This window comes from Pseudoalteromonas sp. MMG013 (assembly GCF_018100885.1).
Lineage (GTDB): Bacteria > Pseudomonadota > Gammaproteobacteria > Enterobacterales > Alteromonadaceae > Pseudoalteromonas > Pseudoalteromonas aurantia.
In genome coordinates this window covers 156794-182722 of sequence record NZ_JAGJEE010000002.1, presented here as the reverse complement: position 1 = coordinate 182722, position 25929 = coordinate 156794, and the positions used below count along the sequence as shown (strand labels likewise).

At 40.2% G+C, this 25929-nt stretch carries 25 protein-coding genes; 13 read left to right on the top strand and 12 right to left on the bottom strand.

The genetic code is table 11. The features are described from left to right. Positions 1–83 precede the first annotated feature (83 nt). On the top strand, positions 84–1091 hold the full coding sequence (locus J8L98_RS02875; RefSeq protein WP_210995201.1) for a hypothetical protein: 1008 nt from the start codon (positions 84–86) through the stop codon (positions 1089–1091). Positions 1092–1423: 332 nt separating this feature from the next. Here J8L98_RS02875 and J8L98_RS02870 read toward each other — a convergent pair whose 3' ends face one another. Together J8L98_RS02870 and J8L98_RS02865 are read right to left on the bottom strand one after the other, a co-directional pair. After that, a complete protein-coding gene (locus J8L98_RS02870) occupies positions 1424–3376 on the bottom strand; it encodes an alpha-amylase family protein (RefSeq protein WP_247682418.1) in 1953 nt (650 codons plus the stop codon). A 186-nt stretch (positions 3377–3562) separates the two neighbouring features. Further along, positions 3563–3904, bottom strand: a complete 342-nt coding sequence (locus J8L98_RS02865; RefSeq protein ID WP_192509751.1) for a helix-turn-helix domain-containing protein — start codon at positions 3902–3904, stop codon at positions 3563–3565. Positions 3905–4025: 121 nt separating this feature from the next. Between J8L98_RS02865 and J8L98_RS02860 the strand changes: the two genes are divergently transcribed. The 3 genes from J8L98_RS02860 (at position 4026) to J8L98_RS02850 (ending at position 6823) form a co-directional block, all read left to right on the top strand. Further along, the gene (locus J8L98_RS02860; RefSeq protein ID WP_210995199.1) at positions 4026–4790 is read left to right on the top strand and encodes an SDR family oxidoreductase; all 765 of its coding nucleotides are present in this window, start codon (positions 4026–4028) and stop codon (positions 4788–4790) included. Between the two features lie 8 nt (positions 4791–4798). Then, entirely contained in the window at positions 4799–5467 is a 669-nt protein-coding gene (locus J8L98_RS02855) for a cupin domain-containing protein (RefSeq protein WP_210995198.1), read from the top strand. Positions 5468–5914: 447 nt separating this feature from the next. After that, positions 5915–6823 carry a histone deacetylase gene (locus J8L98_RS02850; protein ID WP_192509748.1) on the top strand — a complete coding sequence of 303 codons (909 nt, stop codon included), beginning with the start codon at positions 5915–5917 and terminating at the stop codon, positions 6821–6823. Between the two features lie 36 nt (positions 6824–6859). Here the strand turns inward: J8L98_RS02850 and J8L98_RS02845 are convergent, their stop codons facing one another. Continuing rightward, complete coding sequence (locus J8L98_RS02845; protein WP_348771883.1) at positions 6860–7594, bottom strand: transporter substrate-binding domain-containing protein; 735 nt, start codon at positions 7592–7594, stop codon at positions 6860–6862. A 129-nt stretch (positions 7595–7723) separates the two neighbouring features. Between J8L98_RS02845 and J8L98_RS02840 the strand changes: the two genes are divergently transcribed. Beyond that, positions 7724–8581 (top strand): tetratricopeptide repeat protein, encoded by an 858-nt coding sequence (locus tag J8L98_RS02840; protein WP_210995197.1) that lies wholly within the window; start codon positions 7724–7726, stop codon positions 8579–8581. 110 nt (positions 8582–8691) lie between these two features. Here J8L98_RS02840 and J8L98_RS02835 read toward each other — a convergent pair whose 3' ends face one another. The 6 genes from J8L98_RS02835 to J8L98_RS02810 form a co-directional block, all read right to left on the bottom strand. Beyond that, complete coding sequence (locus tag J8L98_RS02835) at positions 8692–9009, bottom strand: hypothetical protein (protein ID WP_192509745.1); 318 nt, start codon at positions 9007–9009, stop codon at positions 8692–8694. 31 nt (positions 9010–9040) lie between these two features. Continuing rightward, positions 9041–9403 (bottom strand): nuclear transport factor 2 family protein, encoded by a 363-nt coding sequence (locus J8L98_RS02830; protein WP_225738541.1) that lies wholly within the window; start codon positions 9401–9403, stop codon positions 9041–9043. Between the two features lie 156 nt (positions 9404–9559). Beyond that, positions 9560–10300, bottom strand: a complete 741-nt coding sequence (locus J8L98_RS02825) for a ferredoxin--NADP reductase (RefSeq protein ID WP_210995195.1) — start codon at positions 10298–10300, stop codon at positions 9560–9562. Positions 10301–10356: 56 nt separating this feature from the next. Continuing rightward, entirely contained in the window at positions 10357–11340 is a 984-nt protein-coding gene (locus J8L98_RS02820; protein ID WP_210995194.1) for a hypothetical protein, read from the bottom strand. 240 nt (positions 11341–11580) lie between these two features. Next, a complete protein-coding gene (deoD, locus tag J8L98_RS02815) occupies positions 11581–12282 on the bottom strand; it encodes a purine-nucleoside phosphorylase (RefSeq protein ID WP_192509741.1) in 702 nt (233 codons plus the stop codon). 15 nt (positions 12283–12297) lie between these two features. Further along, on the bottom strand, positions 12298–13512 hold the full coding sequence (locus tag J8L98_RS02810; protein ID WP_192509740.1) for a phosphopentomutase: 1215 nt from the start codon (positions 13510–13512) through the stop codon (positions 12298–12300). Positions 13513–13817: 305 nt separating this feature from the next. Between J8L98_RS02810 and udk the strand changes: the two genes are divergently transcribed. Then, entirely contained in the window at positions 13818–14447 is a 630-nt protein-coding gene (gene udk / locus J8L98_RS02805) for a uridine kinase (RefSeq protein WP_192509739.1), read from the top strand. A 16-nt stretch (positions 14448–14463) separates the two neighbouring features. After that, a complete protein-coding gene (locus tag J8L98_RS02800; RefSeq protein WP_192509738.1) occupies positions 14464–15687 on the top strand; it encodes a NupC/NupG family nucleoside CNT transporter in 1224 nt (407 codons plus the stop codon). A gap of 121 nt (positions 15688–15808) precedes the next feature. Here the strand turns inward: J8L98_RS02800 and J8L98_RS02795 are convergent, their stop codons facing one another. Further along, positions 15809–16699 carry an EamA family transporter gene (locus tag J8L98_RS02795; RefSeq protein ID WP_210995193.1) on the bottom strand — a complete coding sequence of 297 codons (891 nt, stop codon included), beginning with the start codon at positions 16697–16699 and terminating at the stop codon, positions 15809–15811. A 738-nt stretch (positions 16700–17437) separates the two neighbouring features. On the opposite strand from J8L98_RS02795, the gene J8L98_RS02790 reads away from it, so the two are divergent. Continuing rightward, positions 17438–17671, top strand: a complete 234-nt coding sequence (locus J8L98_RS02790; protein WP_210995192.1) for a hypothetical protein — start codon at positions 17438–17440, stop codon at positions 17669–17671. 5 nt (positions 17672–17676) lie between these two features. On the opposite strand, the gene J8L98_RS02785 is transcribed toward J8L98_RS02790, so the two are convergent. After that, entirely contained in the window at positions 17677–18876 is a 1200-nt protein-coding gene (locus tag J8L98_RS02785) for an RsmB/NOP family class I SAM-dependent RNA methyltransferase (RefSeq protein ID WP_348771882.1), read from the bottom strand. 185 nt (positions 18877–19061) lie between these two features. Between J8L98_RS02785 and J8L98_RS02780 the strand changes: the two genes are divergently transcribed. Beyond that, positions 19062–20441, top strand: coding sequence for a VCBS repeat-containing protein (locus tag J8L98_RS02780; protein ID WP_210995191.1), 1380 nt, complete (start codon positions 19062–19064; stop codon positions 20439–20441). 52 nt (positions 20442–20493) lie between these two features. On the opposite strand, the gene J8L98_RS02775 is transcribed toward J8L98_RS02780, so the two are convergent. Beyond that, positions 20494–21939 (bottom strand): chitinase, encoded by a 1446-nt coding sequence (locus tag J8L98_RS02775; protein WP_210995190.1) that lies wholly within the window; start codon positions 21937–21939, stop codon positions 20494–20496. Positions 21940–22225: 286 nt separating this feature from the next. Here J8L98_RS02775 and J8L98_RS02770 point away from each other — a divergent pair, with 286 nt between their 5' ends. The 4 genes from J8L98_RS02770 to J8L98_RS02755 all read left to right on the top strand — a co-directional run bounded on the left by J8L98_RS02770 (position 22226) and on the right by J8L98_RS02755 (position 25928). After that, a complete protein-coding gene (locus J8L98_RS02770; protein WP_210995189.1) occupies positions 22226–22783 on the top strand; it encodes a GNAT family N-acetyltransferase in 558 nt (185 codons plus the stop codon). 15 nt (positions 22784–22798) lie between these two features. Then, a complete protein-coding gene (locus J8L98_RS02765; RefSeq protein WP_210995188.1) occupies positions 22799–24133 on the top strand; it encodes an FAD-dependent oxidoreductase in 1335 nt (444 codons plus the stop codon). 260 nt (positions 24134–24393) lie between these two features. Continuing rightward, positions 24394–25515, top strand: a complete 1122-nt coding sequence (locus tag J8L98_RS02760) for a PAS domain-containing sensor histidine kinase (RefSeq protein WP_210995187.1) — start codon at positions 24394–24396, stop codon at positions 25513–25515. Then, on the top strand, positions 25512–25928 hold the full coding sequence (locus J8L98_RS02755; RefSeq protein ID WP_210995186.1) for a response regulator: 417 nt from the start codon (positions 25512–25514) through the stop codon (positions 25926–25928). Before J8L98_RS02760 ends, J8L98_RS02755 begins: the two co-directional genes overlap by 4 nt. The last annotated feature ends 1 nt before the right edge of the window (position 25929 follow it).

Sequence of the window (25929 nt, the reverse complement as noted above, 5' to 3'; positions counted from 1 at the left end):
AGGTATTTAATATATTCCTTTACTTGCCAGTTATAGAATACTATTGCACAATATAGCGAAATGCAGCGCTTTAGGAGCTTGTCGTGGTACTCATTTCATCTTTGTTTTTTGTTGCTGCTTTGAATACCGCTTCCGATTTACCCAACATCAACGGGTTTAAAGAACGTACCGACAAAGACCCACTTTATATCTCAACTCAATTTGCTAAATACAACGCCTTGCCCCCCAGTCTAGGTGCATTTACATTCTATAAAAATATATTAATTGCCGCTGTGAAACACAACGTTCCAGACATCGCAGTGAAGGTTAGCAAGCGTTTAAGTCAACCTGAATGGCAAGAATTTCCCGAAAATAAGCCATACCACTTACTCAACAATTTAGGGATTTTATACAGAAAAAATCGCTTCTACAGCAAAGCACTACTCGCTTATCAATGCGGTTTAGATTTCGCTGTAAATAACCCAAATGAACAAGTTAAAATACTGCTCAACATGTATTCATCTCAGTTAAAACTCGGCATGCATGACGAAGCTCTATCATCACTTAAACAGGCTGAGTCAATGGCCAGTGCACACCGCGATAAACAACGTATCAAGCAAAAAAAAGCCAGTTTACATTTAGATGCAGGTCAGTATGAATTAGCGCAACGCTATTTTATTCAACTATTTAGAGACGACAGCTTAAGAGGCACACCAGAAAATGCTGTTAGAGCTGGCCTGAACCTGCTTGATAGCCTTGTTTTACAAAGGAAGTATCAGCAATTTTGGCGCTACCATAACTCGGTAAAACAAGCTATTTTTGACTTAAAAAAAGAGAACTTTCACTATTTCTACCATTACTTAATCATGGAGGCGGTCGTTACCGCCAAAATGCTCCCCAGTGAAGTGCAATTTTCACGCGTGGCTTATGCGCTAGAGAGAGCCATTTTCTTATATCCATATGGTTTAAAAGACTCGTTACAAAAGTATTTGGAAATTATCGATGTACCTTGGGTTACAGAACACGTTGCACCTTATGCGAAAATGGATCTCAATGCAGTAAAATTAAAGCCGGTCCCTGATAGTTTACTGGACCAGCTATGTAAGCATTAACCTTCTTTACTTGGGTTGCGTTAAAGAGGTGTTTTAGCGCAGTCATGTCACGCAAAAATATATGCAAGTAAGCGATCACCAGTCTACTTAACCTCAGGTTTGGATAAGGGTTTTGGAATAGAAAATGTTTTGAAAACAAACTTACGTACAATCCAATGATGATATTTTTTTCAATATCAAGGCGCTTTTATGCAGTAATAGCGGGCTATTACTGCATAAAAGCAACGCTGAGAGTGAGAAAAATAGCTTTATTAGGCAAATTCGCTTATCCAAAGCTGAGGTTACTTACATATATCCTGTGAGTCATAATCTAATACACCATGTCTAATCTTTTAAAAATCGGCGTGGATAGCTGAACTATTGCCAAACTCGAACACATTTATTTGACCACACTGAGCAAAGTGATTATTACTCATATAAGGAGCGCCTGCTTGGTTAATGTCTCCCTCCCAACCTTGCCCATTATTTATGTATGCTTTCACTTCAAACCAACCATTTACCGAAAACGAGCAGTCCATTTGAACATCCAACATCCAATAATGCGGGCCATAGCCATTCAACACACTTTCACCGTACCCATCTACTTCAACTGTACGCTTAACACCCCAATTATTTGGCCATTTATTGGTTGTCCAATCTAAAGCGGTCCCCGCAGCACTGGTATTTTGCCCTGATTGCGCACCATGCCAATCCAAGTAACTATCACCAACCTTCCAGATTTGTGTGGTGGTATTACGTAAATTATTATGTGTCATTGGCAATGCACACTTAAATGGCTCAACATCACAGTCTCGCCCAATACTCTTGCCATACGTATGGTCAATACCGCCTCGAATAAATACATCTTGACCTGTGGTGGTCTGTGCTTTAATAAAAACAACAGTGCGTTGCATTGGTGAAGAGGTAGGTCCATTAACAATTTTACTATGATGATGCACTGCAACTGCATCCATAGATGAGACTGAAATAACGCTCATACCTTGTTCGTTAACCACCAGAGACTTACCGGTACAGCTGCTTTTATCAGCGCTGAGCATACCCGTTAATACATCACAATAAACACCTTTACTTAAACCTGTTTGTAATGTTTGCTGTAATAAATTTGTCTCTTTGTTAATCGCAACAAACCCTTCAGCACCTCGTGAGAAAGCAATTTGATTGTTACCGTTATCCCACCAGTTATTAACTTGCCATGCACCTGTTGTATTGTTTCTAAAATTTACGGCTCCAGAAATCAATGTTTTTCTGTGCTCACACTGCCATTGCTGCGCGAAACAATTCAACTGCGTACCTTGATGCACTGGTACATTAGGACCGCCTGCATCAGTGTCTCCATAAAATTCGAAACTCGACATAACTTTTGGGTACCCGTAGGGGTATGTAAGCATAAACACATTTGCCAACTCATATAACTTACCATCTGCAAATGTGACAACATTTCCGGCTCCACCATGACCGCGTTGATTGTCATGATTGTCGACGAATACCACGGCTTTATAACTTGGCATCATCCCCCACGCTTCGCCAAAGTTACTCAGCCATGCCAATTTGCCATTTCTGAAAGTATCTCCCAATTTAGTCGAATATTTAAACTCTGTAACAAGTCCATTGTTAAAGTACTCACTGGCACTGACCGCTTCCCCTTCTTGATCAATCACTTCTTGGAAAACAAGCGGTTCGCCCGTAACTTGGGCTAATATAGTTGCAATGTCTTGTGCCGGCATATGTTTACTTGCATCTAATCTAAACCCAGCGACACCCGCCTCAACGAGGCTATTCAGATAACCAGACAATTGTGACTGTACATAAGACGAGTCAGTATCCAAGTCAGTCAAACTGACCAATTCACAGTTTTGCACTCGCCATGCATTATTAGCATAATCCTCTCCATTAATTGCACAGGTAGTATGGAAATCTTGCGGACTGTAAGTTGGAAAGTTCTTATAAGAGAATGTTGAACCCGCAACGCCCTGCCCACTTCCTGCGGCCATATGATTGATCACAGTGTCCACATAAATATCAACGCCAGCTTGTTTACAACGTTGCACCATGTCTTTAAATTGTTGTTCGCTTCCTCCTCGGCTCTGTAGCTGATAGCTCACGGGTTGATAACGCGTCCACCATTGTTCACCAATTATATGCTCATTCGGTGGAGAAACTTGTACGGCGGCAAACCCTTTCGGGCCTAAAAATGTTTCACACTCCTGAGCTATGTCTGGCCATGACCATTCAAATAAATGAACAAAGGTTGTTGGTTGGGCATTCACAGTAGCGGTCAAACTCATCAGTGTTGCACCACTGATAAGTAACCACTGCGCGGCTTTTAATCGAATACTATTAGGTAAGACCGTTTTTAGTAATGTTGTCATAATAGGCTCTTTTGTTGTCGTTTATTTATTTACAAACCGATAACAATGTAGAGCAAGAACTACATATATCCTATTGAATACGTATGCAATAGATTAAATACACTATCCTAATTTATCGATCTCCCCTTGCAACTGGGTTAACGAATCGAGTATAGGTAAAAACTTATGCCCTAGTTCAGTCACCTTATACTCAACCCTAGGCGGGATCTCGGGATAACTTATTTTCTGCAACAACCCAAACTCAATATTGCGCTTGAGACATTGATTCAGTACTTTGGTTGAAAGCCCATCAGTCACTCTCACCATTTCTCCAGGGCGATTAACACCCAAAGCCAGTAATTGATATACCGTCAAGGACCACTTACAACCAACAATCGTTTCAACCATACGTGCAGATTGCTGCGGCCCAATAATTCGTTCAATTTTTTTCTCTTTATTAATCATAAATATGTACCAACAAGTGCCTAGGTCACCTAAATGTGCTTACTGTTTTCAAATATCATGCCCCCGTATTCTATCGTTGAAACGGCGCGATTGTCGCGCAGATATTTTAATCGGAGTTGATATGTTATTTTCAAAATCAGGTTTCGCAATGATTGTGGGTGGAAGCAGTGGAATTGGACTAGCAACAGCGCAGCAGCTTATTAACAACCATGTTCGGGTGGTTATCATAGGTAAAAACGCAGAGAAGGTGAACGATGCTATTGCATTACTCAACTCACCAAAAGCCGAGGGGCTCGTCGCAGACCTTTGCAAAAAAGCAGATAGGAACAGAGTTGAAAAATATATTAACAACCATGAAGACGCCGTATCATACCTCGTCAATTCGGCGGGTTACTTTAACCCCAAACCATTTGTTGAGCATTCAGAAGAAGATTATGAGCACTATATGACACTCAATAAAAGCATATTTTTTATCACTCAAGCTGCGGTCTCTCGAATGAAACAGGCACGCAGAGGTGCCATCGTTAATATTGGTTCAATGTGGGCACATCAAGCCATAAAAGCAACCCCTTCTTCCGCTTATTCCATGGCAAAAGCAGGGCTTCATTCCCTAACACAGCATCTAGCCATCGAACTTGCTGAACATAATATACGCGTCAATGCAGTCGCACCTGCTGTTGTGAAAACCCCTATTTATAATCATTTTATTAAACCTGAACAATTAAGCACCACGCTTGCCAGCTTTGATAACTTCCATCCATTAGGTCGAATTGGTACACCTGAAGATATCGCCAATAGTGTCACGTACCTTCTTTCACAACAAAGTGACTGGGTAACAGGCACTATACTCAACATAGATGGCGGAGTTATGGCCGGCAGAAATTAGGAAGTACCATGTATCCAAATACGAGCAACTTAAACCTCGACTTTTCAAAACGAGTTACCATTAATACTGCACAGCAACCTTGGCTTCCAAGTCCTTTAAACGGTGTTGAACGAAAACCGTTAGCAAGAGAACATGCAGAGTCAGGCCATATCACCAGTATTGTACGCTACAAGGCAGGTGCGTCATTTACAGAACATGTGCACCCTTTTGGTGAAGAAATATTGGTACTTGAAGGGACCTTTTCTGATGAACATGGTGATTACCCCGCTGGCAGCTACCTTCGCAACCCACCAGGCAGTAAACATACACCATTTAGTAAAAACGGCTGTACTCTTTTTGTTAAGTTAAATCAATTTTGCAAACACGATACCCAATCATTGCGTATAAATAGCAACGCTAAACGATGGCACCCTGGACAAGGGAATTTACAAGTACTGCCTTTACACTCTTTTGAGACCTCACATACCGCGTTAGTTAAATGGCCAGCGAATGAAATGTTTGTACTTCATAAACACTATGGTGGTGAAGAAATACTGGTATTAAGCGGGCAATTAAAAGATGAACACGGCAGTTACCCTATAGGTACCTGGATAAGAAACCCACACTTTTCTCAACACCAACCTTTTGTTGAAGAAGACACAGTGATTTTTGTTAAAACCGGCCATTTACCGAGTTAAAAATAGCATTTTCCCTAAATACAAAATGCTCGTATCACTAACACAAATGGCGGGACCTCACGTAATGAGGGTTTGAATAAGGATATTCTCGTGCTTCTTTTGAAAAAACGTTATGATAACGGCACTGGTTAGGGGCTGTTGATCTTTCAGGTTCATTTTTGCAGCAGTTTGATTGGATTTCGCACAAGGCAGAGGCTGCGTAGCATGGTTATTCCATGTGAGTCAGCCGATAACACAGTAGAAAAGCCAATCAAGCGCTGCCTACCGGTTCTGTTAAGTACTCCTTTCTCTTTGTTGCTTAATATTCGCTTAGATTACTAGGCCACATATTAAGCGCCGCGATAAAAGCATGCTCAAAGAGAACAAAAATAGAACAGCAAAGGTCAACAGCCCCTAATATTTGTTTATTATTTTTATTGAAATAACGGCTTCTTAGCTCAAAATACCATGACCTTAAATCCCAACTTACCTTTGGTTTATCATCCAAACTATTCATTCAGTTTCGATCCAAAGCACCGCTTTGTTATGAGCAAATTTGCTAACTTATATCAATATATTTATCAGCAAGGCTTAATTAACAATAATCTATATAAGCCTGATATTGGTACCCCCAGTGCATTAGAATTAGTTCATTGCGAATTATATCTTTGGGATCTCTGGCACAATCAACTATGCGAAAAGTCGATGCGCCGAATTGGGTTACCCTGGTCTGAGGCATTAATGAACAGAACATTCACTGCACCTTTAGGCACATTAAAAGCAGCAGAACTTGCGCTTGAAAGTGGCATCGCGTGTCATTTGGCTGGGGGGACACATCACGCACATTATGATTTCGGTTCTGGATTTTGTATGGTGAATGACCTCGCTTTCACAGCAACTACCCTTATCAATAATAAGCAGGTCAATAATGTACTGATTTTCGATTTAGATGTACATCAAGGAGATGGTACAGCAGCATTGCTAAAACATAACCCATATGTATTTACCTGCTCTATCCACTGTGAAAAAAACTTTCCATTTCGCAAACATCCCAGCGACCTAGATGTCGGGCTCGTCAATAACTTAACTGATAGCGCTTACTTAAACATTGTTAAAGAGACCTTGGATGGACTAATTACCGATATCAACCCAGATATCGTATTATATGATGCCGGTGTTGATGTATGGGAGCATGATGGACTAGGAAAATTAGATATTAGCTGGCAAGGACTGGAAAAACGTGATGCCTTAGTTTTGAAAACATGCCAACAAGCAGGGATCCCTGTCAGTACAGTTATCGGTGGAGGCTACGACAGAGATCATCTTAGGTTAGCTAAACGTCACGCCATTGTGATAGAGCAAGCGGCCAAACTATAATAATAACTGCACCACAATCAACTAGTTAATGGAGTCTTATGGCCCAATACTGCGTAAATTGTGTCGCGCCAGTGCGGCCCTTATTTGATCAACTAATTCCATATCAGAACTTGGGCTAAACGCGAGGCATGCTCGATTATTATTTGTGTTTGTCACTTCCAAAGCAATCTCTATTTGATCAAATGACACCCCCAATTTTTTCATGCTTTCAAAAGCCGTATACTCCGTCGTCATAATTAAGTCTGTGTAACCCGCTAATAACTTTCTTGGGCTTGAACTTGGGTCCGCAGTAATATCAATATTCTTGCCATTTTCAAACCCATTTTTTATTAAAAACTCATTAGATACACTGCCCCTTACCACAGAAATTAGGTGTTTTTTCGCATCATCCAATGAGTTTAACTGAATATCTTTACGAGTTTTGAGTTTGAAGAGATACTCTTTCACTGGCTGTAATAGTGGGCATGCCCATAAAAAAGACGGTTCCCTTTCCGGTGTCCGGTATATAGAGTAAATCATGGTGTTTTTTTTCGTTTTTGCCAGCTTCATGGACCGGGCCCATGGGTAACTTCTTATTTCGTAACTTATATTTGCATCTGCTAAGATTTCACGTACTTTGTGTGTGGCACGTCCATCTATTTCGCCTTTTGCGTTGGTGAAATTATACGGAACCCACTCTTCAGTAACGACCTGTAATTGAACTTCATTTGCATTGGCAAAAAAACAACATAACCCAATCAATACTATTCTTAGCATTACACCGATACTCACACAAAGTTCTTACTAATTATGGGCTTTAATAACCATTAATGCAAAGAGCATATCTCGCTAATTCACTTCTTTGCAATTTACATATAAGTCATGCACCATACACAAACCTTGCATACTCTGGCTAACTTTATGATGAAATATATCTTTGCCACTTTACTTTTATTTTGTAACCTCTGTTTAGCACAACAAGATACAAATAGGGCATCGCATGACAATAACCTTAAACAAGTTCAACAGCCCATGTATCAACCCCTAATTGAGCGTTATATCTTAGACGAACTCAAATCAGTACGCCAAGATCAACAGCAATTACGAGAAGATGTCACAAAACAAGTGACGCATTCACAATTAGATGCCGCAGACAGAGCGCTTACATACACAACTGACACAGTAAACAATATTTTATTTATTATAACTGCCACGGCATCTATTTTGATGTTGGTTGGTTGGAACTCTTTAAGAGACATAAAAAGTAAAGTGGAAGACATCGTCAATCGACGTGTTGGCGATATCACCGATGAATATGAGCAACGCTTACAAGTACTTGAAGATAAGTTAAAAGCACGTTCAGAAGAAATACTGAGTAACCACAAGAAGATTACCATAACCAATGAGGTTCACTCTTTATGGATGAGAGCCAATCTTGAAAGTGATATGAGTTCCAAAATAGAAATATATGACGAAATACTAAAAAGAAAACCTGATGAAGTAGAAGCGATCGCTTATAAGGCTGATGCGCTATTAGAACTTGGCCAGACGGGTGTTGCAATTCAACTATGTAATCAAGCATTAGAGTTAGATAATGACTACGGATATGCATTTTGGCAACGTGCGTGTGCTTATGCAATGCTACATCAACATAGTGATGCCCTAGCCGATATACGTATGGCTTTAGAGTATGCACCAAACCTAAAGAATGAGCTATCAAATGAAGCTGCTTTCACCAGCCTACATGATAATGATGACTTCAAAAATTTGAGTATATAAAAGACGTGTATAAATAATGATTAAGCGATACTAAGGAAAGGGTTAATTCTCTCTGAGCTACACAGTATATCTAAATCGGCTAGTACAAGACGCTGCTAGCCGAGTCGTTATCATAACCGGTCTAGATAAGCATCAATAGCATGTGACAATAACTCATCAATCTGTTCTTCAAAATCACTTTTATCTTTATCAAACTTATCAAGAAAAGCCATTACTTGCGCATCCGATAAATTTTTATTACCAATTTTATATTCTCTTTCCGGTAGTGCTTTGTCATACCGAGGGACAAAGCCAAACTGTGCATAAACCGGTGCCTTTATTTTTTTTTGTGCAAACTCACAAAAGCCTTCCACAAAGTCGATACCAGTTGGCCCCAAACACCCTGGTTCCACCCGATACAATAAACTTAATCTTTTATCCTGACTCATAACAACATACCTTGCATAATCATATTACTTGCTATTTAAAAAATACGACTTTACGTATTTTTCCATCGTCAATCTGATAACTGGTTACAAACTCTGAATACTTATCAACCTTTCCTGCATCATTAAAACATACCTGGGACGATTCATGGTCAATAACAATATTTCCGTGGATGATACGCTTAAGTGATGTAGATTTGAGGCATTTCGTTTTTTTAAACATAAGACCGTAGCGTTCAATCAATTTCTTTTTTCCAGTAAACATTAACGTTTGTGGATACATATAAAACGCAACATCCTCTGCGTACAAATCAAGGAAGGCTTCAATATTCCTATCATTGTAGGCCAAGATCAATTTATCAACAACTTGTGATGCTCCGCGCTCTTGCTCTGTCATGACTGACTGAAGAGGCCTCGTATCATTTTCTAATGCGGGATTAGCACTACATAAAAACGTAAATAGAACAAAAAAGAGACTAATAATGTATTTCATGATAATCAAGTAAGGTACAAACTTTTGTTAACATAACAGACATATAAAAAATTTTAAAGCCTACCAATACTGTTCGACTGTTATATGTCCAGATTCTGCTCTACGATGTCGTTTGAAGCCTTTATCAAGCAACAATTGAGTCGTATCTTTGACCATTTGAGGGTTCCCACAAATCATAAAATGGCTGTTCTTATTGAGTTGATTCATTCCGCAATGCTTTATTAACGCACCAGAACTAAGTAAATCAGTTACGCGTCCTTGTAAACCATGCTCTGGCTTTTCTCGTGTAATTGCCGGTACGTAAGTAAACTGTTTAAACAATGACGCAGTGGCTAAAATACTGTCTTGGTAAGTTAAGTCGGTATTATGCCTGACCCCATGTACCAAAATCACACGTTCGTACCGCTCCCACAATTTTCCATCTGCAATGATAGATAGGAATGGTCCAATAGCTGTACCTGTACTAAGCATCCATAAAACCTCTGCTTTTGGCGTCTCTTCTAACGTAAAAAACCCATGAGCAACCGCTTCAACTTCAACTGTGTCACCAATATCTAACGTCGCTAAATGTGATGATAATCGACCATCAGGTACTTCTATTAAGTAAAACTCTAATAAAGGGTCGTTGGGGGAGTTTACAAATGAATAGGCCCTAGCAACACGTCTCCCCTCAACATTTAATGCCAACTTTGTAAATTGGCCCGCAATAAATGGCTTTATGCCTGCTGCTACCTTGATGCTAAAAAGACTCGGTGTCCACCAGTTAAACTCAACTATTTTCCCCGTAACCCATTGTGCCATTGTCATCCCCACATATCATATTTACATTCATAACCATGGCATAAATAAAATCAAAGTCAAAACGATCCACACCAAGGTTTACCAAGCTTCTCTGGTAAGCTATACGATTTAAACTTCATGCTTGTGCCTTTCGGATAAAGATCTCTTGCCTTAATCAAAAGTAGATGGGCTTTTATCACGTCTTCAAACCCTAGTTCAACAAACTTGACTACATGGTTTTCTATCCATTGCTGGTGCTCAGTAATTAATGTCTGAGATTCCAAGGTATGTGCGATAATGTCAAGCCACTGTAAATAATCCAAAATTCGTGGGTAATATATACGAGCCGCCTTGTCTAAATCACCTCTATAACGATTGAAAACAGTGAGATTTTTTACCGCTAACGCAGCACCTAATATGTTACCTGTGACACCCGTTTTAGATACTTTATCTCCCATTTTAATATACAGTTCATGGGCTTGCTCATAACTATGTAAAGCAGTTTGAAAATTACCTATCGATTGCTGAATGTTGCCATGAACAACACTGTATCCCGCTTTTACTTTGTCTGACAATTGGTTACTGTTAACGCTCTCGATAAGCTGAAAAGCCAAAGCAGGCTGATATGATAAACGATATACAATCGACTGATTCACTTTTAATTGCGCAAGTTCAATATCATTAGATGCAAATTTAAAAGCACATTGATAATGTATTTTGGCTTGTTCTAGCTGTCCATTGAGGCGATATGCAACGCCAATACTAGAAAGTAATTGTAACTTATTCCCATCTGAGTAAGCTCTTAAAGCTGGCGCACGCATTTTTTCAATAATGTTTAAGAACATAGGCCAGTCGTCAGCGCGAGTCGCTGCGGTTAACGCACTATAGTATAACAAAGCTATCCGATTACTCGTTTCACCTTGATAGTGCATCAGCAAACGGGGAAATTCAACCAATGCATGTTTGGGGTTATTAACCGCTAGGCGTTTGAAATCATTAAGTTCAGTAATTGAAATGGGCAGCATCAACAATGTTGACAAAGCCACTGACGTAATTGTCATGCCTACACCTGAGTATTATGGTGGTCAGACAATAATAGACTCGAATGAATACAATATGAATATACCCTTTTACATTATTATTCATAAAGTGTGACAAATGATATTTAGTCGAAAAAAAACCGCACTAGGTGCGGCTTTTGGGTGTGATTCGCTTTGTTTTAGGCGTGTCTCCAAAACTCTGCGATTACGTTACCAAGGAACGGTTTTGCTTAATAAGTTATCTTACTAAGCTAAATTTTTTTATACAGATTCTAAAGCGATTTTTACCATTTCATTGAAAGTACTTTGACGCTCTTCGGCTGGCGTTGCTTCACCAGTAATGACATGGTCACTTACCGTAAATAAAGCCATCGCTTTAGCACCATATTCAGCTGCTACACCATACATACCAGCCGTTTCCATATCGACAGCCATAATACCAAGCTTATCTAACTCTTGATAAAATGAGTCATCAGCCTGATAAAACGTGTCAGTCGTAAAGACGTTACCAACTTTCGCTTCAATACCCAATTTTCGAGCTGAATTAATACCATTTTCCAGTAATCCAAAGTCAGCAATTGCAGCAAAATCATAACCTCGTACACGAGTACGGTTTACGTTAGAATCCGTGCTAGCACCTTGTGCAAATATCACATCACGGATTTTTATATCCTGACTAATTCCGCCACAAGTACCTATTCTAATAAGGTTTTTTACACCGTAACTCACAATAAGCTCACGCGCATAAATTGACATCGACGGGATCCCCATGCCTGAGCCCATGATGCTCACAGGTTTACCATTATATGTCCCTGTAAAACCAAACATGTTACGAACACCAGTCACCTGGCGCGCATCTTCTAAAAAGTGCTCTGCAATGTACTTAGCGCGAAGTGGATCACCTGGCATTAATACCGTTTCAGCAAAATCACCACTATTTGCGTTAATATGAGGAGTGCTCATCACCTATTTCCTTCTTTATGCTTTGTTAAGTGAGGCCATAAAGCCATCACCATACTCAAGCGCAGATAAATTAAACCACTGGGCAAGTGTTTGACCTATGTCTGCAAAACTTTGTCTTTCTCCTAACGGAGTATTATTCATACCTTTAGCATAAGCCAATACTGGCACATATTCGCGAGTATGATCAGTGCCTGGTGCCGTTGGATCACAACCATGGTCAGCTGTAATTATCAACAAGTCATTGGTACCAAGTTTTTCTAGTATAGTTGGTAAATAGTCATCGAACTGCTTTAGCGCTTCGGCATATCCGACCGGCTTACGTCGATGACCAAACTTTTCATCAAAGTCCACTAGATTTGTAAAAATTAAACTGTGATCAGGCGCTGAATCCATTAATTCAGATGTTTTTTCTAGTAAATTCATCAACCCAGGTGCTTTATGCTTCTGAGTAATTCCTTGATGTGCATAAATATCTGCAATTTTACCTATGCTGATCACTTCACCACCATCTGCAGCCAACTTATCTAGTAAGGTGGGAGCTGGAGGCAATACTGAGTAATCTCTACGATTACCAGTACGAATAAAGTCGGCACTCGAAGTGCCTATAAACGGCCGCGCTATCACTCGTCCTATATTCATTTCATCAAGCAGTGCCCGTGCGATGTCACATACCTGATAAAGCTTGTCAAGACCGAACGATTGCTCATGAGCGGCTATTTGAAAAACGCTGTCAACTGAGGTGTAACAAATTGGCATGCCCGTTTTCACATGCTCTTCACCCAATTGCTCTAAAATAGTTGTGCCTGATGCGTAGCAATTTCCTAAAATACCTGGAATATTTGCTCGCTTACACAATTCATCAATAAACGTCTGCGGAAAACAAGGCGTGGTATTTGGAAAATACCCCCACTCAAATAACACAGGAACTCCCGCCATTTCCCAATGACCAGAAGGTGTATCTTTACCGCTTGAAAGCTCTTTTGCATAACCCCAAGCGGCTTCAGGAGCCTGACGCTCTGCAACATCACATGTTTGCTTACCAGCCGCTTCACATGCGTCAACCAACCCTAACCTTGTCAAGTTAGGTAACGGCAGTGCCTTACCTGTTTCTTGTTTATACGCTTTTAAAAGGTGAGCAAGTGTATTTGAACCTACATCGCCAAATTTTTCTGCATCTGGTGCAGCACCCACGCCTAGGCTATCTGCCATTAGTATGATTGCTCTTGCCATATCTCACCTCTTTAATAAACTGACTGAGTAAATTTAAAATGCGTCACTATGTTTGTCACGCTCTCAGTGATTGCTACTTTATTGTTGCACTGCAATAATTTACAGGACATAAGTCCGCTGTCATAAAAGCATAACAAAATTCATAAACTTCATGATGCGTCTTGTTTTGTCTCACAGGACAAAAGTCCTGTTGTGTCTTTGATAAAGTCGCTAAATTTGCAACCTAAGCGAAGCAAAAGAGATTAATCGTGTCTTTTTTGCTATTGTGATCTTCCAACGTTAACGACAGCTGGGTGTGAACTTTAGTGACACGAACAATTATAGCTATTGCTGGCGCATCTGCGTCTGGCAAATCTCTCTTTACACAAACAATTTATAATGAATTGGTTAATGAATTAGAATCAGGCGCCATTGCAATTATAGAAGAAGACGCTTATTACAAAGATCAATCGCATCTTCCGTTTGAACATAGAACTCAAACAAATTATGACCATCCAGATGCGTTTGAACATGATTTACTACGTCAACATTTAGAGCAACTAAGACGAGGCGAATCTATAGAGGTGCCGACGTACGACTATGCTCAACATACACGCAGCAGCGAAACTCGCACTGTAATACCTGCAAAAATATTGATTATTGAAGGTATTTTGTTACTTAGTGATTCAGCACTTAGTGAAGAATTCGATATTAAGGTGTTTATTGATACACCATTAGATATTTGTCTACTACGCCGAATGCAACGAGACATCGAGCAGCGCGGTAGAAGCTTGCCGTCAGTGGTTGAACAGTACCAAGCGACGGTAAGACCTATGTTTTATCAGTTTATTGAGCCTTCTAAGCACAATGCTGACTTGGTAGTTACCCGTGGCGGTATGAATCGCGTTGCGATTGATATAATTAAAAGTAAAATAAAATATTTACTGCAAGAATAAAACGGGACTTTCTGGCATGACAACAATAATGAGCTTGGTCGGCATGTTTATGCTGCTTAGCGTTGCATATGGTTTTTCAACCGACCGTAGTGCAATCAACAAAAGAACTGTCGGTATTGCATTTGCTATGCAAATACTTATCGGTGGATTTATCTTGTTTGTAGAAGCAGGCAAGAACGTATTAGCAAGTATTTCATCTGGTGTATCTGCAGTTATAGGCTACGCAAATGATGGGATCGGATTTCTCTTCGGCTCTCTTGCCGATAAAGAAGCGCTTGGTTTTATTTTTGCAGTTCAAGTATTACCAGTAATTGTCTTCTTCTCTGCGTTGGTTGCGGTGTTATACCACATTGGCATTATGGAGTGGATGATTAAGATTTTGGGCGGCGGCATGCAAAAACTGCTGAAAACATCACGTCCAGAATCACTGTCTGCTACAGCTAATATATTTGTGGGTCAAACTGAAGCCCCATTAATTGTAAAACCATTTATACCGAGCATGACAAAATCGGAATTGTTTGCAGTAATGGTTGGCGGATTGGCCACAGTTGCAGGTTCCGTAATGGCGGGTTATGTGGCGATTGGTGTCGAGTTAAAATACTTAATTGCAGCCAGCTTCATGGCCGCGCCTGGTGGTTTCTTAATGGCTAAAATGATCGTGCCAGAAACTGAAACGCCAAAAGAGAATTTAGCCGATGTGAATGCAAATGAAGACAAGCCAGTTAATGTCATTGATGCAGCTGCAGGCGGAGCCTCAAGCGGTATGCATTTAGCATTAAACGTTGGCGCTATGTTGTTAGCATTTGTGGCTTTAATCGCATTGTTAAATGGGTTATTGGGCAACATTGGGAGTTTGTTTGACCACCCAACATTAACATTACAAGAAATTTTAGGTTACATCTTTGCTCCCGTCGCTTGGTTAATCGGCGTACCGTGGCATGAAGCTGTAACAGCCGGTAGTTTTATCGGCCAGAAGTTGGTAGTTAACGAATTTGTTGCTTACCTAGACTTTATGAATTATCGAGATACGTTAAGTGAACATACACAGGCGATTGTCACATTCGCGTTATGTGGATTTGCTAACTTATCATCGATTGCTATCTTACTAGGCGGACTCGGCGGTATGGCGCCAAGTCGAAGAAAGGATATCGCACGCTTAGGGCTCAGGGCGGTTTTAGCAGGGTCAATGGCTAACCTAATGAGCGCCGCAATTGCAGGGTTTTTCCTCTCGCTAGCTTAGAAACTTAACGAGATAAACTGACACAGTTGCAAAACAATTGGTTGATAGCCTTAAGGGGTTAAGGCTATCACACTAACTTGAACGATACTTCACCAAAGGGCCGCAAGGCCCTTTTATCGTTTTACCGAAAACACAGCTTAAACATCACACCTTTGCACACCTGCTGAGATAATCCAGTCACTAACCCAACCCCCACTAATATGAATGCGCCACCAATGAACGTATACATAGTTAATGCTTCATCAAGTACTAAATATCCCCATAACACACCAAACAATGGGATCAAGAATGTCACCGACAAAGCCGGCTGTGCCCCCATAGAGTTTATTAGTTTAAAATAAAGAATATAGGCTGCGCCAGTACAGATAAGACCAAGAAGGAGTACTGACCAGACAACTTGCGTGTCAGTCTTGATATTATAGGGAAACAAGAATATAAATGGGATGATGAGTATGGCAGCGCCCCAAAGACTGCCATGTGCATTGTTTAATGCCCCCACATTCGCCGACGCTTTAGTATAATGCGACGCGATGGCGTAACTCAAAGTTGCACCAAGTATGGCAAAGGTCGGTAAATAAGATACATCTTGCTGATCATTAAGATCAACCCCGACTAAAACCGAAACCCCAATTAAGCCAAATACACACCCAAACAAGCTTGCTTTAGCGACTCCCTCTTTACACAATATATAGCCAATACATACCCCCCAGAAAGGGGCCGTAGCATTCAATATAGCCAGCGTAGATACTTCAATTGTCTGCGCCGCATATGCAAAAAGCAAAAAAGGCAATGCAGAATTAAACCAGCCTAAAATAAGGTAGTGCTTCTTCCTCTTCCAAAGCTGCGGTTGCTGCTTTAAAGTTATCCCCACAGCAGATAAAAAAATAGCCCCCAATAATACACGAAATTCCATTAACATCACTGGCCCAAATGCTGGAACCGCAATGCGTATAAACAAAAAAGAGCCGCCCCATATAGCCGCTAATAATAGTAAACCACCTACATTCTTCATATGCCACTTCCAAACATTCTTTTCGTACACTATGGCAGCGACTCTCCCAATGTTCTCGCCACTATTGGTACTGCAACAGTGTGAAGCTATTTTTTTATAAAAAGAATGAACGATATTTTTCAAAAATTGAGACTGTTAATTCACAATAAGCAAGTCAATATCATTGGCTTATTTGACATATCCCAATATACTTAAGCTATTGTTAATAAATGAATAATATAATTATTGAATGACTGCACTTCGTTTAAAGTCTTATATACAGATGCTTATTATAGCCACTGCCTAACCTCGCCATTTAGCACAGATATTCACTCACTGCTGCATATGACTCCGAACTTTTTGCATAACATGCTCTGCCACAGGGACATTGCTAGGAGCAAGTATGCAACAAGCTATATACTCATTTGTGCTCACAACTCTTGTGCTTTTTGGAAGTCTGGGCCCATATCCCTATTTACATCTGTTACTCGTTTTGGTTACAGACAAAGCCAGCCCTTTTTATTGAGCATTCTTGTTGGGTTCTTACTTGCAATGATCACCGTGGGGATTGGGCTTAGTAGATTTCTCAAGCAAACGCATTCTATGCCTCCTGCGTTATTTTTGTTATGTGGTAGCGACTGATTGTTCATCGCTGTCAAACTTTGGCGCAATAACCCTGATCTACTAAAACACAGCAAGGTGCCAAGTTTTTTGTATGGTTAGCTACTCAATGTTTTTAACCCAAAGGGTTACATACCTTTGATCACCATTCTTACACCCGTGGTGATCCCGATAAAATCAACCAAAGAACAGCCTTTTGGCATAATACTGCTTGTGCCACTATGTTTAGCGGTTGTGGCGCATATTGATCCAGCATGGTTACTGGCGGTTCAAAATTGGGGGACGCTACTCAAAAGCCACCTACAGGTGCGGTGGCTCAATAATCGCTGCTCAATCGCGAGCGTCGCATCGATACTACTAATGACACAATAAGGCTGCTATGAAATTCGTTCCATTGCGGCCATATAAAACCCATCATATTCGGAAGTATACCCTGGTAATAAAGTCTGCTCTTCAATGAGTTTAAAAGCTTTATTTTCAGCTAAAAACTGGGTTACTTGTAGTTGGTTCTCACTCGGTAATATAGAGCAAGTGGCATATACTAATCGCCCACCAATTTTACACATTTGGCTGTATCGCTGTAATATTTCACTTTGTAATGCGATCAAATTATCTACACTATTACTATTAAGATGCCATTTTGCATCTGGATTACGACGCAGTACACCAATACCCGAACAGGGTACATCCAACAAAACACGATCAAACTTTTCTTTCAATCGCTTTATTGTCTTACTATTTTTAATTAAACGAGTTTCAAGCGTGTGTACGCCAGCTCGCTTTGCCCGTTTTTTCAGCGTATCTAACTTATGTTGCTGAATATCCATCGACAATATATAACCTTTGTTTTGCATTAATGCTGCAATATGTAAGCTTTTCCCACCAGCACCTGCGCACGCATCGACCACCCGTTGTCCCGGTTTCACATCTAATAACAAAGCTACTTTTTGTGAACCCGCATCTTGCATTTCAAACCATCCACTTTGAAATGCGTTGGTCTTAAATAATGGACCATACTGTGTTACTTCAAGTCCGCCCTCCGGCAACACTTGGGTCTCTATATTTGATTTGCTCAACGTCTGTCTCAGCGTATTGCTGTCAACCTTTAAAATATTGGTACGCAAATAAGTTTTAGCCGACTGATTTAGAGCTTGCGCGACGGTTGTCCATTGTTCGCCCAACTCATCTAGGCCTTTTTGCCAAAGCCAATCGGGGTATGAGTATTGTTGTGCATCGGTAGCTTGCGCCAAGTTCTGTTTGAGTTGCTCGCTAGAAACTCGGGCCACTTCCGGCCACTCAGGCAATACCACACCATCGAGTAGTTTCATAGCTACCCAAAGCTGCCAAGCATAGAACTCTACATTCTGACTTTGAGTACTTCCCAGCGCGCAATCTAATTTACGACGAAATCGCAGTACATTATAAACATCAGTAACATAACGTTCTTTACTTTTTAAGTCCCAAAAAGGATGCTGAGCAAGCGTTTGCTCAATCACTTTGTCAGCATATTGCTGGTGTGAAAACATGTGTATCAAGCTAGCAATAATAGCTTCAACAGATTGACGGTCAGCGTGCACTGAAGACCCCTAACTAAAATAAAATTCAGACGTAATTGTAACTTTTTTTAAGTTTTACAGCGAGCTTACTTCTAAACAATCGAATTCGCTTTGTAACAGCTTCTTACAAGTATTGAATTGTTTGCCGTTGAAATTTAGCCAATACTATAAACACAATAACAATAATTATCTTCGTAGTGAGAATCATGACACGCTTAATACTTACCGCTACTGCAGCCTTGATCAGCTCAAGCTTATTCGCCTCCCAACCTATTGCAATAAAAACCTCGAAGCCATTAGTGAGTACGCAATCTGAAATACTTTATGCCTTTAATAATGAAACTAAACAGCTTGCCGTTATTGATGTTAAAAATAACACCAGTCATGAATTATCAATACCAAAACATGCCATTGGTTTTGATTATGCAACATCTGCAAATCATACTCCCCCCCAGGCTTGGGTGTTAACCCCTGATGGTATCGTTAGTAGCCACAAAGGTAGCTACAAAACATTGATTTCGGCTCAATCCCTCTTTACTCATTTAAAAGTAAGGAATTTCAATAAAGTAGATTTTGTTTTAGACGCCAATGACGATGGATTAAGTGATATCATGCTACCCGGTATTAGTCACTCCACACTATATATTCAGTCAAAAACAGGGACATTCGATGCCCATTCGTTTGCCAAACAATCCGATTTATCGGGGTACTTTAATGGTAGCCGACTCGAAGTAGAAATTGAATTAAACCCTGCACCTCAAGTCATTGATATCAATCAGGATGGTAAACTCGATTTGTTGTTTCATACCCGATATCAAGCACAAGTACTGTATACAACCGATACTGGATACGCCAAACAATTATCAAACTTAACGCTCCCAGTGCAACTCGGTCAATTAGAGGGCGGCGGTAAACGCAGAATTTACGCATTAAAAGACATCAATAATGATGGATTTGTTGATTTAGTAACCCGTCAGGCTCCGCGTACCAAAGGTATGGACGCTATAAAAGTGGATACCAGTTATGCTCTTTACCAGGGAAAGCCCGGTGGTCAATTCGAAACAAGCTTAGTGGTATTACCAACAACTAATGGGACAGGGCAATTAAGGTTTGAACACGACTTTAATGGTGATGGAAAAATTGAATTGCAAAAACTACAAGCTGATATTGGTTTTGGCACTATCGCGGCAATGGCTTTGGGCGGAGGCAGTACTGACATAGATATTGACGTTGGATTTTACCAGCAACATAATCAATATTTCCCACCAGAGCCGACTTTAGAAAAAGAAGTTGAAATGGAAATTAATATGAACGGCGACGATAGAATAATCTCTTTATTTATTGGTGATGTAAACGGCGATGGAAAACATGATGCAATTCTGCGTAGCTCTAGCAGGACACTCAGTATTTTTCACGGTAAAGAAGACACTTTACTGAGTAAAAAACGCACCAGAATAAAACATAAACTCCCAAAAAATAGCAATGATATCCTACTGGTCGACATTAATTCTGATGGCAAAGATGACTTCGTATTTAAATTTACCGATAAAGAAGGTAATAACACAGTTCAAACCCTCTTAAACTAATGTCTATCTCAATAAGCCGATACTAAGTTATCGGCTTATTGATGTTACAGCCTTAAGGAATTGCTTTAATAAACTTCCAAGGACCTTTATTTCGCTCAGGTATATTTCCTTTGGTCCACCACTTAGCCTCATAAATTGCTTTTTCGTGACTGACCTGATCACCTTTTAGGTACACTTTATTTACGTTCCAAGCTGCAACACCATCAACAGGCGGAACATCTACTGGGGGCTCGATATGCGGCACTACTCGCACTTCTGGCCAGCCTATATGCGACCCATAATAATTAGTAACGCACTTATTATAATCACCTGCTTTTAACGCAGAATAAGCAGTTTGATATCCAACGAGCTTACATTCAAACGAGAAGCCTCCAGGCCTATCGGCATGATAAGTCCAGTTTCCATCCCAGTTAGTAAACAATACATCCGTCGCTCCATCTAAATTCAAGCTGCCATATGGCATTTGCTGCCAACAGGTGTTTTCTTCATCCGCTTCGATAGAAATATTATAGTGGTTTGCTAACCCTTCCCAATAACGAATACGATTGACCGGCTGCCCTTTATTTTTATTTTGTTCACCGCATTCAATGCCGCCATTGATAACATTGATGGTAGTACCAAACCCATAGCCAATTCCAGCAGCAAGCTCTCTTTGCGAAGGAGTCCAAGTTCGGTCGATTACATGCAACATCGCAGGCTTTGGAGCTTGAGGGGTTAAGAAAAACCATACCGCAGAAGCCAAGTTTAGCCATGAATCAGCCACCAAACCTGGATTATTCAGTAATACGGTTGCATCTCCGTCATACATCACTTCAGAAAAGGCCCCGTAGTTAAAATGGTACGATAACTGCTTTGCGCCTCGTCCAAAGTAACCTTGACCCTGTGCGCAGGGCCAACGTTGATTTTGCCAATCATTTTGGCCACAACCGGTAGTATAACCCGGCTGCCCTTCTGACCACCCCATCTCTCTGACATGCACAAGTGCTTGCTGCCATTCTTCCAGTCCTTGAGGGTTATCTGACACATTATCTTTTGCTATATGGCCGCCAGTTTCTTGAGCAAAGTGGGCAAATGCAGTTACAATGGACTTTTCACATATTTTGTCTGCATCTCTACCATCTGTGTAATCTCCACAAAATGCCGGGAACTTACCTATCGCTCTTAAAAATCGAGTATATGTGTATTCAGGCGCTGCCATTGCGGTTAAAAAGTCCCACTGTGATTGCGGGAATACGCGTTCTACACGTTTAACATTCACTGGATTCCCAGCCCGATTTGGCACAATTGCTTCTACGATATCATTGCTTCTCGTTTCAAGCGCTTTCGCCCAAACATCATACATAGGATCGATTGTTAGTCTGTTTTCAGCTGAGGTTAATTCTGTACCAGAGACAATATAACCCGTCGGATTTTGTGGATCAGGCTTGATTGTCATAGCGTTCGTATTTGTTGCCACCGCTATATTTACAGCCAAAGCCGTTAAAATTAATTTATGCATTTTTTTATTTCCCTTTTGTCATGTTGTTTTGCATGTACCCAACTTGAGAAAGATACAAGCAATTTACATTATTAACACAATGACATCGCTGTCAATAAGCCAATATCATTGTGCATGGTAAGAAAGACCTACCAAAAGGGACCAGAACTGTTAAAAAGTCGTGTAATCAGCTGATTCAGTTATAAAAATTAAAAATTAAAAAAACTCAAAATTATCATAAATTTATTAAAGATTTATTATTCATTTAGCAGTATGGTTAATAAATGCAGTTTGAAGGGTCCTAATTATGATCATTACTCCAATCACACATAAACACTATGAAGACGTGATCACATTGGCAAACTTAGTCCATGGAGAAAACTATTTAGATCGGCTGGGACTAGAAAAGATGTGTGATATGGGAACCAAGCATGGTATCAATGCCTGCTTCGTCGCACTCGATGACAATGAGCAATTACTTGGCTTTAGAACCAGCTATTCAGCACAACAGTGGACAATTGATAAATGGTGCACCCCTAAAGAGTGGCCGGTTTTACCCTCTCAAATGGCTTATTTTAAATGTATTGCCGTTTCACCGACTGCGCAAGGACAAGGGATTGGACCGAAACTACTCCAAGCATCAATAAACGCACTACGCCAACAAGGAGCCCTTGCGGGTGTTGCACATTTGTGGAAACAAAGCCCAGGTAACGGGGCAATTAAGTACTTCACAAAAGCAGGAGGACAACTTGTCGCAGTTCACAATGAAAGATGGCTAGAGAATTGTCTCGTCGACAACTATTATTGCACTATTTGCGGTAACCAATGTCAATGTCAAGCAGCTGAAATGACTTTACTGTTTTAATTGGTATCTAGAATTATGCCAAAGCATTATGATCCACTCACTCATGCCAATTGCCAAGGTCAGCCTTTTGCGCAAAGTTATTGGACAAGTACGATATCTCTTCCTGATGCATTATCACCTCCTACAACGCCACAAACATTTGAAGTTGCCATTGTTGGAGGCGGCTTTAGTGGCTTACTCACCGCATACTATTTAGCGTCGCACTACAATATTAGCTGCTGTATTCTAGAAGCCAATCAAGTTGGTTTTGGTGCAAGTGGCCGAAATGCGGGGTTTGTTTTGAAAGGAGCAGGTCGATTGAGCTACCCACACATTGCTAAAAAGTGGGGAATACAAACATGTAAAGATATTTATAGTGAATATTCTAATGCAGTCTCGCGCGTTGCCAGTCTAATAAATCAACACGCTATACAATGTGACAAGCAACAAAATGGCTACCTAAAAGTTGCGCATAATATCAAAGCAATGCAAAACCTCAATGAGCAAGCCCTGTTTATGCAAAAATTAGGAGATTCTGCCGAGTTTTTAACATCATCCCAACTACAAAACCACTACATGCGTAATGTGCAAGCCTACGGCGCAATGCGATTGACCGATGGATTTGGTGTTAATCCACTCAAATTGGTACTGGGGTATAGAGAAATGGCACTAAACGCAGGTGTGAGAATTTACGAGCATAGTTTGGTACAAGATACCAAAAAACAAAATGAGTCATACACGCTCTATATTAATGACATCCCAATTACCGCGAAGAATATTATCTATACAGGTAACGCATACAATAATAAGCTCACACATTCTGACATCAATAATCGTTATCTGCCAATTCTCAGCAGCATCATGGTCACCCGAGCGCTGACAGAAAGTGAGCTTGCTCAAACAGGTTTAAAAACACATCAAGTCACTATGGATACCCGAACACTTAAGTATTATTATCGCCTTTTACCCGATAACCGAATACTATTTGGTGGACGCGGCGCTGTTTTTGCGACGCAACAGCATGACTCTAAATATTTGAATGGCCTTAAAAAAGGGCTAGCAGCTTGCTTTCCATGCCTTAAGAATATTAACCACGATTACTATTGGAGTGGATTTATAGCCGCCACATTTGATGACATGCCCCATGTATACTTTAATCAAAACATTGGCTATATACTAGGGTATTGCGGTGCTGGAGTGAGCTTCAGTGCACAAGCTGCATTTCGGCTCGCACAACAAATTGCTGGATACCAACCCCCTAATTTACCTATGTATAAAACACCTGTCCCCTACTTTCCATTTCCGCAATTTAGACGGTTCAGTCAAATGGCCTATTATCAATATGCTTCATTGCTTGACTCTATTAAGTAGCCTGCTTCACGTAATTCGAGCGAAGTCTTTTACTACAAAAAACACACCCATTACTTATGACTCCTAAACAATAGAAATAGCTATCATTCCGAGTCTCTTTTAGCTATTGATCTACTGTTCATTCCGACAACATGCCATCTGTCGCATTTTCACATAATTATCATCGTACATTTTTGAGTTTTAATAAAAACAGGCTATACATAAAGATATGGCGCGTAAACTCGATATTCTACACTCTTTTAACGCTAAGGAATTGAGGTATGGAAGAAAAAACAGAATTAACATCCACACTACTTGATATAACGCCGTACGACCAAAACGAGTTTAATGACCTCTTATTTGAGAATATACCGGGCTATGCATTTGTCAAAGATGAACACTATAAAATCGTGAAAGCCAACGCCGCCTTTCTTTCTATGTATCCGGAAAACTCTAGGGATAAAGTGATTGGTTATACCACTGTTGAAGACTACCAACCTGATGAAGCAGAGCAATTTCTAGCTATGGATAAAAAAGCACTTATCGATGGCTATAGTGAAACGATTGAAACAATTAATTTCCCTGACAATAGCGTAAGAACATTGCTCACCCGGAAAAAACGATTTTTAGGCACAGACGGCAGCCCCTATATTTTAGGTATTTGCACAGACATTACTGAAAGAGAACATTTAATAAAGCAATTAAAGAAATCAAATCAAGATTTGGACCATTTTGCTTACATTGCTTCTCATGATTTAAGAGCCCCATTAAATGCCATTGCAAAACTCGCATCATGGATAGATGAAGATTACAAAGATGAATTACCATCCGGCGCTATTGAACATTTTAGTCTAATCAAAAGTAGAATTGATAGAATGACTTGCCTCCTTAACGACATGTTAACTTATTCTCGAGTCAACCAAACACCAAGAATTACCGAAGAGTTTTCTCTTAAAGAGCTCGTGTTTGAGCAATTTGAGATGATGAGCGTAGACCATGCTTTTAACGTGACTTGTAAAGATTTAACTATTTCAATGCAAAAAGATGCCATAACGATTGTTTTGCGAAATTTACTCAGTAATGCCATCAAACACCATCATCTCGACAGCGGTAGTATTGATGTTGATATTTCTGAAAATAGAGGATTTTATACTATTACAGTCAGCGATGATGGACCTGGAATAGACTCGCAGTATCATGCGAAAGTTTTCGAAATGTTTCAAACCTTAAAGCCCAGAGATCAACAAGAAGGTTCTGGCATTGGACTTTCTATCTGTAAAAAGATAGTACGCAATTACGGGGGGGATATTTCAATCCGCAATAACGACGTGGGCACATCTTTTATTATTTCATGGCCTTCAGTCTCTGTGCTTAAGCATACTGCCTTTGGAGTGCACGCATGAATCATGACCTTAACGTTTTACTCGTTGAAGACGACGATATTGATTACATGAGTATTGTTCGCAGTTTCAAAAAGCGTAAAATTCTCAACCCCATCACTCGTGCTATTGATGGCGTTCATGCACTTGAATTGCTCCAAACGGAAAAAATTAAAAAGCCGTTTATCATCTTACTTGATTTACAAATGCCACGTATGAATGGCCTTGAATTCTTAGCTGCGGTTAGAGACAACGAACAACTAAGTGACTCCGTTATATTCGTGCTCACGACATCAAGCAATGAGCAAGATATAGTCCAAAGCTATCAAAAACATGTCGCTGGGTATTTTATAAAAGATGATATCAGCACGCAATTTCTAGATGTGATTGATGTACTTGATGGCTATTGGCGAATTCTGAAACTTCCTAAAGCGTAGG

Coding starts and splice junctions, on each gene's coding strand:
- J8L98_RS02870 (WP_247682418.1), bottom strand. CDS start 3,376: ATGAGTTTGACCGCTACTGTGAATGCCCAACCAACAACCTTTGTTCAT.
- J8L98_RS02865 (WP_192509751.1), bottom strand. CDS start 3,904: ATGATTAATAAAGAGAAAAAAATTGAACGAATTATTGGGCCGCAGCAA.
- J8L98_RS02860 (WP_210995199.1), top strand. CDS start 4,026: ATGTTATTTTCAAAATCAGGTTTCGCAATGATTGTGGGTGGAAGCAGT.
- J8L98_RS02855 (WP_210995198.1), top strand. CDS start 4,799: ATGTATCCAAATACGAGCAACTTAAACCTCGACTTTTCAAAACGAGTT.
- J8L98_RS02850 (WP_192509748.1), top strand. CDS start 5,915: ATGACCTTAAATCCCAACTTACCTTTGGTTTATCATCCAAACTATTCA.
- J8L98_RS02840 (WP_210995197.1), top strand. CDS start 7,724: ATGATGAAATATATCTTTGCCACTTTACTTTTATTTTGTAACCTCTGT.
- J8L98_RS02835 (WP_192509745.1), bottom strand. CDS start 9,009: ATGAGTCAGGATAAAAGATTAAGTTTATTGTATCGGGTGGAACCAGGG.
- J8L98_RS02830 (WP_225738541.1), bottom strand. CDS start 9,403: ATGACAGAGCAAGAGCGCGGAGCATCACAAGTTGTTGATAAATTGATC.
- J8L98_RS02825 (WP_210995195.1), bottom strand. CDS start 10,300: ATGGCACAATGGGTTACGGGGAAAATAGTTGAGTTTAACTGGTGGACA.
- J8L98_RS02820 (WP_210995194.1), bottom strand. CDS start 11,340: ATGACAATTACGTCAGTGGCTTTGTCAACATTGTTGATGCTGCCCATT.
- deoD (WP_192509741.1), bottom strand. CDS start 12,282: ATGAGCACTCCTCATATTAACGCAAATAGTGGTGATTTTGCTGAAACG.
- J8L98_RS02810 (WP_192509740.1), bottom strand. CDS start 13,512: ATGGCAAGAGCAATCATACTAATGGCAGATAGCCTAGGCGTGGGTGCT.
- J8L98_RS02800 (WP_192509738.1), top strand. CDS start 14,464: ATGACAACAATAATGAGCTTGGTCGGCATGTTTATGCTGCTTAGCGTT.
- J8L98_RS02795 (WP_210995193.1), bottom strand. CDS start 16,699: ATGAAGAATGTAGGTGGTTTACTATTATTAGCGGCTATATGGGGCGGC.
- J8L98_RS02780 (WP_210995191.1), top strand. CDS start 19,062: ATGACACGCTTAATACTTACCGCTACTGCAGCCTTGATCAGCTCAAGC.
- J8L98_RS02775 (WP_210995190.1), bottom strand. CDS start 21,939: ATGCATAAATTAATTTTAACGGCTTTGGCTGTAAATATAGCGGTGGCA.
- J8L98_RS02770 (WP_210995189.1), top strand. CDS start 22,226: ATGATCATTACTCCAATCACACATAAACACTATGAAGACGTGATCACA.
- J8L98_RS02765 (WP_210995188.1), top strand. CDS start 22,799: ATGCCAAAGCATTATGATCCACTCACTCATGCCAATTGCCAAGGTCAG.
- J8L98_RS02760 (WP_210995187.1), top strand. CDS start 24,394: ATGGAAGAAAAAACAGAATTAACATCCACACTACTTGATATAACGCCG.
- J8L98_RS02755 (WP_210995186.1), top strand. CDS start 25,512: ATGAATCATGACCTTAACGTTTTACTCGTTGAAGACGACGATATTGAT.